The following is a 14,321-nucleotide window of genomic DNA, read 5'->3' as shown; positions in this document are numbered from 1 at the left end:
GAGTCCGCCGCGGCCGGCAATCCCAGCGAGAGCCGAGCGGAGTCCGTCGCAGCCGGCAGCCCCCGCGACGGCGGACAAGAGCGTGTCGCGGCCGACAGCCCCAGCAACAGCCGAACGGAGTCCGTCGCGACCGGCAATCCCAGCGAGAGCCGAGCGAAGTCTGTCGCAGCCGGCAGCCCCCGCGACGGCGGACAAGAGCGTGTCGCGGCCGACAGCCCCAGCGACAGCCGAACGGAGTCCGTCGCGGCTGACAATCCCGGCGACAGCGGAGGGAGGTTTCATCGTGGCTGAAAGTCCCGGCAGCAGCCGGGGGAGGTTCGTCATGGCCGGGAATCCCGGCAGCGGCGGACAGCGGTTCGTCGTTGTCGGCAATCCTGGGAGCAGGCGGGTGGCCCTGTTCGCCGCGGCGGTCCGGGCGGCCGGCCTCCCGCCGGCCCACGTCCTGCCCTGGCGGGACGTCCTCACCGGAACGATCGCGATCCCCACCCACGCCCTGGTCCGGATCGACTCACCAGGCGACGACCCACACGTCGACACCCTCCTGCGCGGCCATTTCGCCCACCCGCCCCACCGAGTGAACGGCACCGGCCCCTGGTACCAGGCCTTCACCACCGCCCTGCGCCGCTTGGCCGAAGTGGTCGCCGGAACCCCGCGAACCCACCTCCTCAACGACCCCACCGAAGTAGCGCTGATGCTCGACAAACGAAAATGCCACGCCCACCTGTCCCAAGCCGGCCTCCCCCTCCCCCCTGCCATCACCTCCCTCCCCGACGCCGCCCCAACCATCCGCCGCCGCGCCCACACCGGCGGCAACGACGACGGCAGCGGTGGGTTCGACGCGCTTCGGGCTCGATTGTCGGCTGTGGGGTGGAGTCGGGTTTTCGTCAAGCCCGCGCATGGGTCTTCTGCTTCTGGGGTGGTGGCTTTGTCGGTTCGGGGGGATCGGGTGGAGGCGGTCAGTTCGGCGGCGGTGAGTTCGGTGGGGTTGGTGAACTCGTTGCGGGTTCGGACTTATCGGGGTGGGGACGCGGTGGCGGTGGTGGATCGGGTGTGTGCCGATCCGGTGCACGTGGAGAAGTGGTTTCCCAAGGCGTCGTGGCGGAACCGGACGATTGACATGCGGGTGGTTGTGGTGGCCGGTCGGGCGACTCACGCGGTTGTGCGGGCGAGTCGGCATCCGATGACGAACCTTCACCTGGGTGGTGAACGGGTTGACGTGGCGGAGTTGCGGGCGGTTGTGGGTGCGACGAAGTGGCGGCAGTGGCTGGACACGTGTGAGGGTGTCGCGGCGCGGTTTCCGAAGTCGCTCATGGTGGGGGTCGACTTGTTACTCGGGGTGGGGTGGGGCAGGCATGTGGTCGGCGAGGTGAACTGTTTCGGCGACCTCCTGCCGGGGTTGGCCGGGCTGCCGGACGGCCCGGCGCCGGGCATGGACACGTACGAGGCGCAGGTGGCGGCGTGTATGACATGAACCGAGTGGTCGGCACGCATGATCTGGTGCTGATCACCATCGACACCTTGCGTTACGACGTGGCCGCCGAGTTGGCGGCACAGGGCCGGACACCTGTGCTGACACGACTGCTTCCGGGAGGGCGGTGGGAACGAAGGCACGCGCCGGGCAACTTCACGTTCGCGTCGCACGCCGCGATGTTCGCGGGCTTCCTGCCGACGCCGGCCGAACCTGGGCGGCATCCGCGGCTGTTCGCCGGCCGGTTCGCGGGCAGCGAGACCACGATGAGCCACACCTGGGTGTTCGACAGCCCGGACATGGTGAGCGGGTTGGCCAAAGCGGGCTACCACACGGTGTGTGTCGGCGGGGTCGGCTTCTTCACCAAGGAGGGACCGCTCGGGTCACACCTGCCTGGGATGTTCGCGGAAAGCCACTGGGAGCGGGAGTTCGGGGTCACGTCACCGACGTCGACCCGAGCACAGGTGGACTGCGCGCGGGCGGTCCTCAAGCAGGTCCGCACCGACCAGCGGCTGTTCCTGTTCGTCAACGTGTCCGCGTTGCACCAGCCGAACTGGTTCTACGGTACGTCCCAAGAGGACTCGCTGGCCACCCACGCGGCAGCGCTGGAGTACGCGGACACGGAACTGGGCAGGTTGTTCGACGCCTTGCGCCGGCCGAGCTTCGTGATCGTGTGCTCGGACCACGGGACAGCCTACGGCGAGGACGGCTACACCGGGCACCGGCTTGGGCACGAAGTGGTCTGGACCGTGCCGTACGGGGAGTTCGCCATCACAGAGGACGCGCCATGAAACCGTACCAGGGGTACGTGTACGCGTATCCGCACAAGACGGCTTACCGCCCGCTGAACCCAAAGCCATCGCTGCGGGACGTGTGGGCGGACGAGCCAAGGGACGCCTTGTTCCATTACGTGCACGTGCCGTTCTGCGAGGTCCGGTGCGGGTTCTGCAACCTGTTCACCCGGACCGGCGCCGGACCGGAGCTGGTGACCCGGTACCTGGACGCGGTGGAGCGCCAGGCCGCGGCGGTGTGGGAGCAACTCGACGGCCGGGCGAAGTTCGCGCAGGCCGCGATCGGCGGCGGCACACCCACGTACCTGGACGCGCGCGAACTGGAGCGGCTGCTCGGCCTGACCCGACCGGTCACCGGCCAGGTGCCGTTGTCGGTGGAAACGTCCCCGGACACCGCGACCCCGGACCGGCTGGCCGTCCTGGCGGACCACGGGACGACCAGGATCAGCATCGGCGTGCAGACCTTCGACGACACCGAGGCACGCGCGGCGGTACGGCCGCAAAAGCGGTCCACAGTGGACAGGGCGCTGGCGGCGATCAGAGATCTGCCCTTCCCGGTGCTGAACATCGACCTGATCTACGGCATCGCGGGTCAGACCGAACGCAGTTGGCGAGCTTCGCTGGACGCAGCCCTCACCTGGCAGCCCGAGGAGCTGTATCTGTATCCGTTGTACGTCCGCCCGTTGACCGGTCTGTCGACGCGCCCGACAGAGGACGAGTGGGACGAACAGCGGCTGCGGTTGTATCGCCTGGGCCGGGACCACCTGCTGGCCGCCGGATACCGGCAGCATTCCATGCGGATGTTCCGCCGCCAGGACGCGCCGACGCTCGGCGGCGACGAGTACAGCTGCCAGTCCGACGGCATGGTGGGCCTGGGATGCGGCGCCCGCTCGTACACGAGGCGCCTGCACTATTCGTTCGACTACGCCGTGGCACCGACCGCTGTGCGGGGCATCATCGACGACTACGTGACCCGCACGGACTTCACACGCGCCGAAGTCGGCGTGACCATGACGGACGACGAGTTACGCCGCCGGCATGTGATCCAGTCCCTGCTGCAAGCCGACGGGTTGGAGAAGTCCTTGTACCGCAAGAACTTCGGCGGCGAGCCGAGTCTGCCCGAACTCGCCGACCGGGGTTGGTTGGTCGACACCGGCGACCGCCTGGTTCTCACGGCCGAGGGCCTGGCGTGGTCGGACGCGATCGGTCCGGCGCTGTTCTCCCCTGCGGTACGCGCCGCCATGGCCGCCTATGACCAGAAGTGATCCATGAACCTGACGATGCTCTACCGGGGCCCGTTGGCCTCCTGTGACTACGACTGCCCGTACTGCCCGTTCGCGAAACGCCGGGACAGCCGCGAGCAGCTACGCGCCGACCGGGACGCTTTGGGCCGCTTCACGTCCTGGGTCGCCGCCAGCACCGAGGACGAGGTGTCGATCCTGTTCACCCCATGGGGTGAAGGCCTGGTCCGTTCGTGGTACCGGGACGCCATGGTCTCGCTGAGCCGGCTCCCGCACGTGGCGAAGGTCGCCATCCAGACCAACCTCAGCTGCCGCCTCACCTGGGTCGCGGACTGCGACCTGGCCACGGCGGCGTTCTGGGTCACCTATCATCCGACGCAGGTGCAGGTCGAGCGGTTCCTCGCCCAGTGCCGCGAACTGACCCGGCTCGGCGCCCGCTACAGCGTCGGCGTCGTCGGCCTGCCGGAACATCTCCCGCATGCCCGAGACCTCCAGAACCGTCTCCCCGAAGACGTCTACCTCTGGGTGAACGCGGCCGAAGGCCACACGTACACCGACGACGAAGCCGCTGAGTGGCAGGACATCGACCCGTTGTTCCACTACAGCAGGCACCCCCACCAAAGCCTCGGCCAGCCCTGCCGTACCGGTGACACGGTCGTGTCCGTCAAGGGCGACGGCACGGTCCGCCGCTGCCATTTCGTCGAGGAGCCGCTGGGAAACCTCTACGACGGAAGCTTCCGGGCGAACCTGAGACCCCGACCGTGCCCGCTGGCCGTGTGCGACTGCCACATCGGCTATGTCCATTTGGAACAGACCGGACTGTATGACGTCTTCGCCGGTGGAGTCCTCGAACGGATCCCAGCCGCCTACCAGGGCCACGACGCCAGGCGCGCCTTCAGGGCCGCGGCCAGCGAATCGAGCAGGTCGGACTCCGGCTGCCGCTCGCCGTCGTTGAACCTGTGGCCCACCACCAGCCAGGCGGCGACCCGGTCGGAGTAGTAGTCGGGCGCCCGGATCTCCGGGACGTCCTTGAGCAGTTTGGGATTGGTCAGGACCGCGGCGGCGATGGCGTCCTCGAAGTACTCGGGGAAGCCCGCGACCACGCGGACAAGCGAAAGTGTCGTGTCGTACGGCAGGATGTCGCCTCGTGACCGCAGCACCTGCGCGCAGATCTGCAGGATGTCGTGCGCCTTCCGGCCTGAGGACCGCACCAGCGCCTGAAGCTGCTCCTCACTCAGCGCGGCGGATTCCGGGATCGCCAGGACTGCCGCTGGAATGATCCAACGCGCGAACGTCTCGTCGGCGTCAACGGTGTCGTCGAACACGAAAGCGGGATTTGTCCGAACGGTCTGTCCCATGGCGAGGTTCATCGCCAACTCGCGGTCGCCGATCAGCTTCGCGTACGACACCTCGCGGTAACGATCACTCAGCGCGGTCATCGCCAGGAGGAGGACACCATCGCTCATACTGATGAGGGAGAGAACAGCCAGCCAGTTGCTCTCGTCGAGGCTCGCCCGCCAGAGCTGAACGGTCGACCGCCACATGGCTTCGGGTTCTTCAGGCCACAACTGGTCGAGCCGGACGAGTGGATGGGCCGCCCCGAGCCGCAGCAGCACAAGATTCACCGAGTACACCGCGATCTCGCGGACGTGGTCGGTCTCGGTCGGCTGGTAGCCGGTGTACTGGCCGGAACCTTGCCGGGTGCGGCAGCCGCGGATCAGCGTTGTCAGCAGCGACGCGACCGCGTCACGATCCGCGGCCGGCAAGCCCGCGAAGATGCCCAGGGCGAAGCTCACGATCGACCGGCGGGCCGCGATGCAGTGGTGGGACAGCAGCGCGAACAGCAGTGAGTCGTCCGGGGTCACCGGGCCGCGCCGGGAGGTGGCCCGGTCGGCGGTGTCCAGCAGGACGTCGACGATCTCCCGCGCGACCAGGTATTCGCCGAAGGTGCTGTGCAGGAACTCGTAGCTGCGCAGTGTGCGTTCCGCGTGGACGGTCGCCTGGGCCGTGGAGATGAAGAAGAACCGGGCGAAGATGTCCCGCTTGGCCATGCCCAGCGCGGTCAGGTCGCGGTCGAGTTCCGCTTCGGTCACGTACTGGCGGCCTCGGTTGACCATCGCCAACGCGGCGATCGCCAACTGGCGGAGCTGGTCCCGGGCCGCTTTGACCAGGTCGCGTCGGCCCGAACGGGTCCGACTGGCTTCGCGCTGCGCGAAGTTCTCCAACAGTCTTTGGTACAGCGCGGTTTCCGACAGGCCCGTTTCGATCGGCGATGTCGACGGGTCGGCCTCGTACATCGCGACCATCAGCAGCAGCAACGGTTGGCGCGCCAGCGGGCCGCAGCGGACAACGGCCTCGGCGGTGAGCGGCCGGACGGCACCCGAGGCGATCCCGGACCCGTTGGTGCGGTTCCAGGTCTCCCGCCACTGGTCGACCTGGGTCCCGGTGAACTCCGCCAGTTTGATCACGGTCGTCCCGGCGGCGATGTCCACCCGGTCGGCCACCACGCTCCGCGTGGTGACCACGACCGCGACCGGACGTAACTGCTCGGCCTCGCGGCGTTGGAACTCGACGACGTCGTGCAGGAACGCCGACCGGCTGTGTTCGGCCGCCTGTAACAGCTCGTCCAGGCCGTCCAGCAGGACGACCCGCAGGGTGCCTTCGCTCTGGTCGGTCAGGTCGGCCCAGTCGACGCGCCCGTGCGTCGTCAGGTCCAGGGCTTCCTGCACCTGACGGTAAACAGGCGCGTCCGCCGTGACGTGCCGCAATGGTACGTACACCGCTGTGTACCCAGAGCCCGGCAAGCGGGCCGCGAGGATCTTGGTGAGCACGCTCTTGCCCGCGCCCGGGTGTCCCAGCAACAACAGGGGCAGCCGGGTGGCGTCCAGTGTGGACAGATGCACGGTGAGGCGGACGTCCAGGTCGGTGTGGAGGTGACAGAACTCGTCCCACCAGCGTTCGTCGGCGATCCGGGTCCGCGGGCCGAACGCCGTGACCCGGTAGCCCGGCTCCAGGTAACTGTCGCGAATGGACGGAAAATGGATGTCCTGGGCCCGCGACGCCGTGCGGCACGATCAGCTCGTCGAGCTCCGCCACCGTCGACCGCCGGACGATCTCCGCGAGGTCACGCTCCTTCGGCGGCCCCGCGAGGACGCTGAGCAGCGACTCCAGGCGGGAGAACGCGGCGGACTGCTCCGCGAGGACGGACCGCACCCCGTCATGCACGAGGGTCCTGGTCGAGCTGTGTTCACCCAGCAACGCCCAGATCATGAACTCGGGCACCTTGGCCGCCAGCTGGTAGTAGCGGGACTCGTACCGTGCGCTGGACTTGGCGAGGATCTCGCGGGCGACCGGCAGGGCCCGGCCTTCCTCCAGGCCGGACAGGAAGTTGATGGCGCGGTTCGCGAGCATCAGGTGGAAGTCCTCCACGGCCACGGTGTTCTCGTGGAAGCCGCCGCTCGCCGACGGCATCGGGACGTGGTCGGAGTACAGGCTGTCGAACAGGTTCCGGCCGTGCCGGCCGGTGATCAGGTACTGCTGTTCCTTCTTGGTGAGCGCGAGGCGTTTGAACCCGCCGTGGCCGATCTCCTCCCGGAACACCTCCATGAACGAGCTGGTGACCAGGACCGTGTGCGCCGCCGCGACCAGCTGGATCCGCTCCAGTCCGGCGAGCCGACGCGACGCGACCGCGTCGAGGAGCTTGCCGAGCAGGCCGACCGCCTCGTTCTTCTGGTCCACCCAGTTCCACAGCGGCGCGAGGGCGACACTGAGGCCGCCGGCGAGGATCACGCCGCCGAGCAGCCGGTCGATCATGTCCAGGAGCGGGCGGTCATGGTGGCCCAGGATCTTCAGAGCGCCACGGAACGTCATGGCATCGGACACGCGCATCGCATCACCCGGCACTTCGTGGAGCGCAACACCCTACGCTGGCCGTATGCGTGTGGGCATTCTGGGGCCGCTGGAAGTGACAGCGGACGGACGGTCAGTAGAGATCGGCGGGGCACGGCTGCGCGTGCTGCTCGTCCGGCTCGCGATGGCCGCGCCCAAGGTGGTCACGGTCGAGGAGCTGGCGGACGCGCTGTGGCCGGAGGACAAGCCCGCGGACGAGGTCAGCTCGGTCCGCACCCTGGTCTCCCGGCTGCGGCGGACGCTGCCGGACCCGGCGATCCTCGCGTCCGCGCCCGGCGGATACCGGTTGGACGTGCCCGCCGACGCGGTCGACGCGCACCGGTTCGGCCAGCTGGCGCGGACCGCGCGACGGGAGTTGTCGAGCGGGAACGCGGTCGCCGCGGTCCAGCAGCTGCGGGCGGCGCTGGGGTTGTGGCGGGGGCCGGCGTTGGCCGACGCGGCGAGGCTGTCGTTCGCCGTCGGGTACGTCGCCGGGCTCGACGAGGCCAAGCTGGCCGCGATCGAGGACCGGGCCGACGCGGAGCTGGCCACCGGACATCACAGCCACCTGGTGACCGAGCTGTCCGAACTGGCGGCGCAGCACCCGTTGCGGGAACGGCTGCAGAGCCTGCTGCTGCTCGCGTTGTGCGCGGAGGGGCGGCACGCGGAGGCCCTCAAACGGTACGAGGACGTCCGATGCCGGCTCGCCGACGAGTTGGGCGCGGATCCCGGGCCTGAGCTGCGGGAAGTCCACCAGACCATCCTGCGCGGCGCGCCGGCCGCGGAGCAGCCGCGCGGCGGCAACCTGCGGGTGGCGTTGACCAGCCTGGTCGGTCGGGACGTCGAGGTCGACCAGGTCAGGGCCTTGTTGACCGAGCACCGGCTGGTGACGTTGGTCGGTCCAGGCGGCGCCGGCAAGACCCGGCTGGCGACCACGGTCGCGGGGCGGGTCGCGGTCCCGGGCGGGGTGTGGCTGGTGGAGCTCGCGGCCGTGACGGATCCCGCAGACGTGCCGCTCGCCGTGCTCGGTGCTCTCGGGCTGAGGGATGCCCGCAAGATGGACCAACGACCCAAGCCGCAGGACGCGATGAGCCGCCTGGTGGAGGCGTTGCGGCGGGGTGAGGTCCTGATCGTCCTGGACAACTGTGAGCATCTGGTCGACGCGGCCGCGCGGCTCGCCGACGACCTGCTCGGCCGGTGTCCTGGGCTGCGTGTGCTGGCCACCAGCCGGGAACCGCTCGGGGTGTTCGGCGAGACGCTGTGTCCGGTGCGGCCGTTGGAGGTGCCCGAGGCCGGCGCGTCCGCGACTGAGGCGGTGGCCACCGCGGCGGTCCGGCTGCTGGCCGAACGGGCCGCCGCCGTACGGCCTGGGTTCGCGGTCACCGACGAGAACGTCGCCGCGGTGGTGGAGATCTGCCGCCGGCTGGACGGGCTGCCGTTGGCGATCGAACTGGCCGCCGCCCGGCTGCGGTCGCTGACCGCCGAACAGCTGGCGGAACGGCTCGACGACCGGTTCCGGGTGCTCACCGGCGGCAGCCGGACCGCGCTGCCCCGCCATCAGACGTTGCGTGCCGTCGTGGCATGGAGCTGGGACCTGCTGGCCGAGCCGGAGCGCCAGTTCGCGGAACGGCTGGCGGTGTTCCCCGGTGGGATCACCCTCGCGGCGGCCGAGCGGGTCGGTGATCCGGCGACCGCGCTGGTGTTGCTGGCGGCGTTGGTGGACAAGTCGTTGCTGCAGATCGCCGACGGGCCGGGGCTGCGGTACCGGATGCTGGAGACGATCAGGGAGTTCGCCCTGGAGCGGCTGGCCGACCGGGGCGAGATCGCCGAGGCCAAGGCCGCGCACGCGGCGTACTTCCTGGACCTGGCCGAACAGGCCGAGCCGCATTTCCGGAGCAGCGACCAGATCGCCTGGACGGCGACCATGAACGCGGAACGGGACAACGTCGTCGCCGCGCTGCACTTCGCGGCAGGTGTGGGCGACGCGGACACCGCGGTCCGGATCGCCGGCGCGATGTGCATGTTCTGGACTCTGCAGGGCAGGCGCGCCGAATGTGTCGCTTGGCTGCGAATCGCGTTGGACGTGCCAGGCGAGTCCCCGTTGGACGCGCGTACCGCCGTGACCGCCACGTACCTGCTCAACAAGACGATGTCCGGTGGCTTCATGCGGCTCCCCGACGTCGTGGAGCCGTTCATGGCCGTGGTCGCGGACGCCAACAAGTTCCCGGACCACCCGTTTCTCGCCCTGCTCGAACCGTTGCTGGCGTTGTTCAACGACGACATGGAAAGTGGACTGGCCGCGGTGGACAAACGGCTGGACCACCCGGATCCGTGGACCCGGGCGACGCTCTGGATGATCCGGGCGAACCTGCTGGAGAACGAGGGTGACCTGGCCGGGTTGCGCCGCGACATGCCGTTCGCGGCCGACGGGTTCCGTGCGTTGGGGGAACGGTTCGGGCTCGCCCAGTCGCTGTCGTCACTCGCGGACGCGCACCTGATGTTCGGCGAGACCGACGAGGCGGTCGCGGCGCTCGAAGAGGCCATCGGGCTGCTGCGGGAACTCGACGCCGACGACAACGCCGACCACGAGCGGTCGAGCCTGGCGATCGCGCACATCTATCAGGGGCACGTCGAGCAGGGCAAGGCCGAACTGCTGGAGCTGACGCGGTCGCGCAACGAGTCGACCCACAGCCTGATGTTCGCGTGGATGCCGCTGGGCGACCTCGCCCGCCACGAGGGCGACCTCGGGGAGGCCGGGCGGCTGTACGACCTCGCCGAGACGGCGTCGGCGAACACGCCCTTCAACTCACCGCAGTTCAACTCGCTGATCAAGGCCGCGAAGGCGAAACTTTCGTTGGCGCACAACGATCTCACCACCGCCGCGGCGCTGATCACCGAAGCCGTCGAGCACGCTCTCGAGGCCAGCGACATGCCCGTGCTGAGCAGGGCGGCGATCGCCACCGCGGTCCTGTGGCTGCGGCGCGGCGAACCGGCGGAGGCCGCGAAGACGCTCGGCGCGGCCGAACAGCTCCGCGGCGCTCCGGACGCGGACAACCCGGACATCGTCCGGCTTGTCCGGCAGCTGCGCAGCGAACTGGGCGACGCCGGTTACGACGCCGCCCACGCCCAGGGCGTCGGCCTCGACCGGGCCGACGCCATCGATCAGGTCCGCCGCATGTAGGCCCGCACCGCCAGCGGCACGAACACCGCCAGGAATCCGGCCGAGGTCACCACCGTCCACAGGATCGGGCCGCCGGTCGGCCCTTCGCCCAGCATCAGGCCCCGCGCCATGTCCATCACGTGGGCGACCGGGTTGGCGTGCACCCAGTCCTGCAGCCAGCCCGGCAGCGTCGCGGTCGGCGCGATCATGCTGGTGCCGAAGGTGAACGGGAACAGGATCAGGAACCCGAGGCCCTGTACCGTCCCCGGCTCCCGGACCAACATGCCGAGCAGCACGAACAGCCAGCTCACGCTGAACGCGAACAGGATCGTCAGCACGCACGCCAGCAGCGTCGGCGCGAAGCCGCCGGCGAACTTGTAGCCCAGGATCGCACCGAAGATGAGCAGCGACGCGATCGCCACCACGTACCGGATCAGGTCGCCAAGGACCGATCCGAGGAGTGGCGCGGACCGGCCGATCGGCAGGCTGCGCAGCCGGTCGAACACGCCCTTGCCGATGTCGCTGTTGAGGTTCACGCCGGTGGCCATGCCCGCGAACATGACCTGCTGCACCATGATCGCCGGCAGCAGCACCTGCAGGTACGCGTCGGACGACCCGGCGACCGCGCCGCCCAGCAGGTACACGAACAGCAGCACGAATATCAGCGGCTGCAACGTGACGTCCAACAGTTGCTCGGGCTGCCGCAGTGTCTTGGTCAGGCTCCGACGGGCCAGCGCCAGGCTGTGGCGGACCAGGCCGAACGGCCGTGGCTCGATCACCACCGGCAGCGCCACGGATGATGTTGGTGCGGTGATGGTCATACTGCTACCTCCTCTTCGTCCGCGGCGTGGCGGCCGGTCAGGGTGAAGAACGCGTCGTCCAGGCTCGGCAGCCGCAAGGACAGCTCGGTCACGGAGATGCGCTCCGCCCCGAGCCGCCGGACCACCTCGGTGAACTCCGAATCGCCGGTGACCGGCACGGTCAGCACACCCCGGCCGGGTGACTCGGTCTCGCGGCCGGACACGGCTTCGAGGATCCGGGCGACGTCCGGCAGCCGGGCCGGTTCGACCGGCCGGACCAGGATGTTCTGCCCGCCCACGACCTGCTTCAGCTCGGCCGGGGTGCCGTGCGCGATCACCTTGCCGTGGTCGATCACCGAGATCCGGTCGGCCAGCGCGTCGGCTTCCTCCAGGTACTGGGTGGTCAGCAGGACGGTGACGCCGTCCGCGACGAGCTTGCGGATGATCGTCCACATGTCGTCGCGTTTGGCCGGGTCGAGCCCGGTGGTCGGCTCGTCCAGGTAGATCACCCGGGGCAGGCCGACCAGGCTGGCGGCCAGGTCGAGCCGGCGGCGCATGCCGCCCGAGTAAGTCTTGACCGACCGGCCGGCGGCCTCGGCCAGCCCGAAGTCGGCGAGCAGCGTCTTGGCCCGTGCTTTCGCGGCGGGCCGGCGCAGGTCGAGCAGCTGCCCGATCAGCACCAGGTTCTCGGTGCCGGTGAGGTCCTCGTCAACGGACGCGTACTGGCCGGTCAGGCCGATGGTGCGGCGGACCTTGGCCGCGTCGCGCACCACGTCGAGGCCGCCAACGGTGGCTTGGCCAGCGTCCGGCTTCAGCAGCGTCGCGAGGATGCGTACCGCGGTCGTCTTGCCGGCCCCGTTCGGCCCGAGCACCCCCAGGACGGAGCCCTGTTCGGCGGCGAGGTCGATGCCGGCCAGGGCCGTGGTCTCGCCATAACGCTTGACCAGGCCTTCGGCTTGGAACGCGAGGCCCATGTGTCCCCCCTTCGTCGAATGCAACGATTACGGGGACAGCCTGCGCGGGGCACATGTCAAACCCGGCTCAGGCACATGTCAGGGCATGTCACCGCATGTCAGGGCGGCCCGTGGTAGACGAACTGGCCGAGCCCGACGGTGAAGATCAGCACCCCGTACAGGCCGTGTTCGACCGAGACTGCCAGCAACGACCGGCTGCGCGCGTATCTGGTCGCGAACAGCACACCGCCCACAGTGGACGCGATCACCGCGAACCAGTTGTGGAAGAAAATGTGCGCGAACCCGAACGCGGCCGCGCTCGCGGCGACCGTCCCGGCGGGCCCGAACGCGCGGCCGTACCGCTGGAACACGAACGCCCGGAAGATCAGTTCCTGCGGGTACGCGCTGAGCAGCGGGTACGCGACCATGATGATCGCCCACAGGACCGGCTGGTGACGCGGCAGGTCCAGCAGCAGGCTCCGGTCGTAGACCAGCAGCCCGGCCACAGCCAGCACCCACGCCAGCGCCCACAGCGTGAGGATCGAGCGGAGCTGTCCGCGGACCGCCTCGGGCCGCAGGAAGTCCCGCCGGTCGAAGGTGGGCTGCCGCATCAGGTACACGACGGCGGCCGCGCCGAGGACGACGAGGAACGGGATGGGCGACACTCCGCGCGCCACGGTGATGAACACCGCGACTATCCCGAAGAACAGCACGAAGTACTCGGCAACCAGGTAGACGCGACGCCGAATGCCCAGTTCACCGGCAACCATGGCCATAGTCACCAAGTTACTGGAGGAGCCCCATGCGGATCGTCAGGTAGCTGAAGGCCGACTCAGCGAGAAATGACTACCCTTCTCCTCATGACCGAACGTGAGCGCGCGCGTTGAAGCGCCTCAGCCGAGGGCTGATCCTCGTCGCGATCCTGCTGCTCATGTTCGGTGTCCCGTGGTGGACCGTGGTCGGCGAGCCGGCGTGGCCGACGGCGGTCACGGTGGCGGGCACGGTCGTGTTCGCCGCGGCCGTGGTGGGTTTCCCCGCGTTGATGTTCCTCGGCCACAGCAGCCGGGGCCAGGACTGGGCGGCCCGGATCGGTGACATCACGCTCGGCGTGATCTGGGTGCTGCTGGTGTGGTCGGTGATCGGCCAGGTCGCGTCGATCGTGCTGAGCCACGAGGTCACCGCCGTCGCGGTGGCGGCCGTGGCGGCGGGTTTGCTCGTGTGGGGGTACGTCGAGGCGATGCGGGTGCCGCGGATCAAGCGGGTGGATGTGACCGTCGCGGGTCTCGGCGCGGACCTGGACGGCGCGAGGCTGGTCGTCATCTCGGACACCCACTACGGCCCGCTGGACCGGGTCCGGTGGTCGGAGCGGCTGGTCGCGGCGGTGAACAGGCTGGACCCGGACATCGTGGCGCACGCGGGCGACATCGCGGACGGCACGCCGGAGCGCCGGAAGGAGCAGGTCGCTCCACTCGCGACGGTCCAATCACGACTCGCCAGGGTGTACGTGACCGGGAACCATGAGTACTTCAGCGAGGCGCAGGGCTGGATCGACCACATGGAGGCGCTGGGCTGGGAGTGCCTGCACAACCGGCACATCGTGGTCGAACGCGGCACGTCCCGGCTGGTGCTCGCGGGTGTGGACGACGCGACAGCGCGAGCGTCGGGCCTCGATGGCCATGGCGCCGACTTCGACCGGGCACTGGCGGACGTGAACGCGCCCGTGGTGTTGCTGGCGCACCAGCCCAAACAGGTCCGGCACGCCCGTGACCGGGTGGACCTGCAGATCTCCGGACACACCCACGGCGGCCAGATCTGGCCGTTCCACTACCTCGTGCGACTCGACCAGAAATGGGTGCACGGCCTGAGCCGGCACGGCGCGCGAACCCAGCTCTACACCACGCGCGGCAGCGGGTTCTGGGGCCCGCCGTTCCGCGTCTTCGCGCCCAGCGAGATCACCCTGATCACACTGCGGGCACAACCTTGATGCGGTGACACCGCCCACTGCCCTACGCTTGGTCCA

Annotated in this window: 9 protein-coding genes and 2 pseudogenes; 6 read left to right on the top strand and 5 right to left on the bottom strand. The window is 69.4% G+C overall.

What is annotated here, in order from left to right:
• The first annotated feature begins 283 nt into the window (after positions 1 to 283).
• The 4 genes and pseudogenes from EV192_RS39075 to EV192_RS39060 form a co-directional block, all read left to right on the top strand.
• Complete coding sequence (locus tag EV192_RS39075; protein WP_207926552.1) at positions 284 to 1,471, top strand: STM4014 family protein; 1,188 nt, start codon at positions 284 to 286, stop codon at positions 1,469 to 1,471.
• Positions 1,468 to 2,259: an STM4013/SEN3800 family hydrolase gene (locus tag EV192_RS39070; RefSeq protein ID WP_132123669.1), complete on the top strand. Its 792-nt coding sequence runs from the start codon at positions 1,468 to 1,470 to the stop codon at positions 2,257 to 2,259. Before EV192_RS39075 ends, EV192_RS39070 begins: the two co-directional genes overlap by 4 nt.
• On the top strand, positions 2,256 to 3,524 hold the full coding sequence (locus tag EV192_RS39065) for an STM4012 family radical SAM protein (RefSeq protein ID WP_132123668.1): 1,269 nt from the start codon (positions 2,256 to 2,258) through the stop codon (positions 3,522 to 3,524). The genes EV192_RS39070 and EV192_RS39065 overlap by 4 nt, the downstream gene beginning before the upstream one ends.
• Before the next feature lie 3 nt (positions 3,525 to 3,527).
• A pseudogene (locus EV192_RS39060) lies at positions 3,528 to 4,349 on the top strand (STM4011 family radical SAM protein); the annotation flags it as partial.
• Between the two features lie 17 nt (positions 4,350 to 4,366).
• Here the strand turns inward: EV192_RS39060 and EV192_RS57210 are convergent.
• Entirely contained in the window at positions 4,367 to 6,403 is a 2,037-nt protein-coding gene (locus EV192_RS57210) for an NACHT domain-containing protein (RefSeq protein ID WP_132123667.1), read from the bottom strand.
• A gap of 355 nt (positions 6,404 to 6,758) precedes the next feature.
• A pseudogene (locus EV192_RS57530) lies at positions 6,759 to 7,370 on the bottom strand (NACHT N-terminal helical domain 7-containing protein); the annotation flags it as partial.
• Positions 7,371 to 7,434: 64 nt separating this feature from the next.
• On the opposite strand from EV192_RS57530, the gene EV192_RS39050 reads away from it, so the two are divergent.
• Entirely contained in the window at positions 7,435 to 10,569 is a 3,135-nt protein-coding gene (locus EV192_RS39050; protein WP_132123666.1) for an ATP-binding protein, read from the top strand.
• Here the strand turns inward: EV192_RS39050 and EV192_RS39045 are convergent.
• The 3 genes from EV192_RS39045 to EV192_RS39035 all read right to left on the bottom strand — a co-directional run bounded on the left by EV192_RS39045 (position 10,551) and on the right by EV192_RS39035 (position 13,077).
• Positions 10,551 to 11,369 carry an ABC transporter permease gene (locus tag EV192_RS39045; protein ID WP_132123665.1) on the bottom strand — a complete coding sequence of 273 codons (819 nt, stop codon included), beginning with the start codon at positions 11,367 to 11,369 and terminating at the stop codon, positions 10,551 to 10,553. The genes EV192_RS39050 and EV192_RS39045 overlap by 19 nt on opposite strands.
• A complete protein-coding gene (locus EV192_RS39040) occupies positions 11,366 to 12,322 on the bottom strand; it encodes an ATP-binding cassette domain-containing protein (protein ID WP_132123664.1) in 957 nt (318 codons plus the stop codon). Before EV192_RS39040 ends, EV192_RS39045 begins: the two co-directional genes overlap by 4 nt.
• Positions 12,323 to 12,420: 98 nt before the next feature.
• Positions 12,421 to 13,077, bottom strand: coding sequence for a CPBP family intramembrane glutamic endopeptidase (locus EV192_RS39035; protein ID WP_207926548.1), 657 nt, complete (start codon positions 13,075 to 13,077; stop codon positions 12,421 to 12,423).
• 155 nt (positions 13,078 to 13,232) lie between these two features.
• Between EV192_RS39035 and EV192_RS39030 the strand changes: the two genes are divergently transcribed.
• Positions 13,233 to 14,285 carry a metallophosphoesterase gene (locus EV192_RS39030; protein ID WP_132123771.1) on the top strand — a complete coding sequence of 351 codons (1,053 nt, stop codon included), beginning with the start codon at positions 13,233 to 13,235 and terminating at the stop codon, positions 14,283 to 14,285.
• The last annotated feature ends 36 nt before the right edge of the window (positions 14,286 to 14,321 follow it).

This window comes from Actinocrispum wychmicini (assembly GCF_004345645.1).
GTDB classification, from domain to species: domain Bacteria; phylum Actinomycetota; class Actinomycetes; order Mycobacteriales; family Pseudonocardiaceae; genus Kibdelosporangium; species Kibdelosporangium wychmicini.
This window is presented reverse-complemented; position numbering and strand designations above follow the sequence as displayed.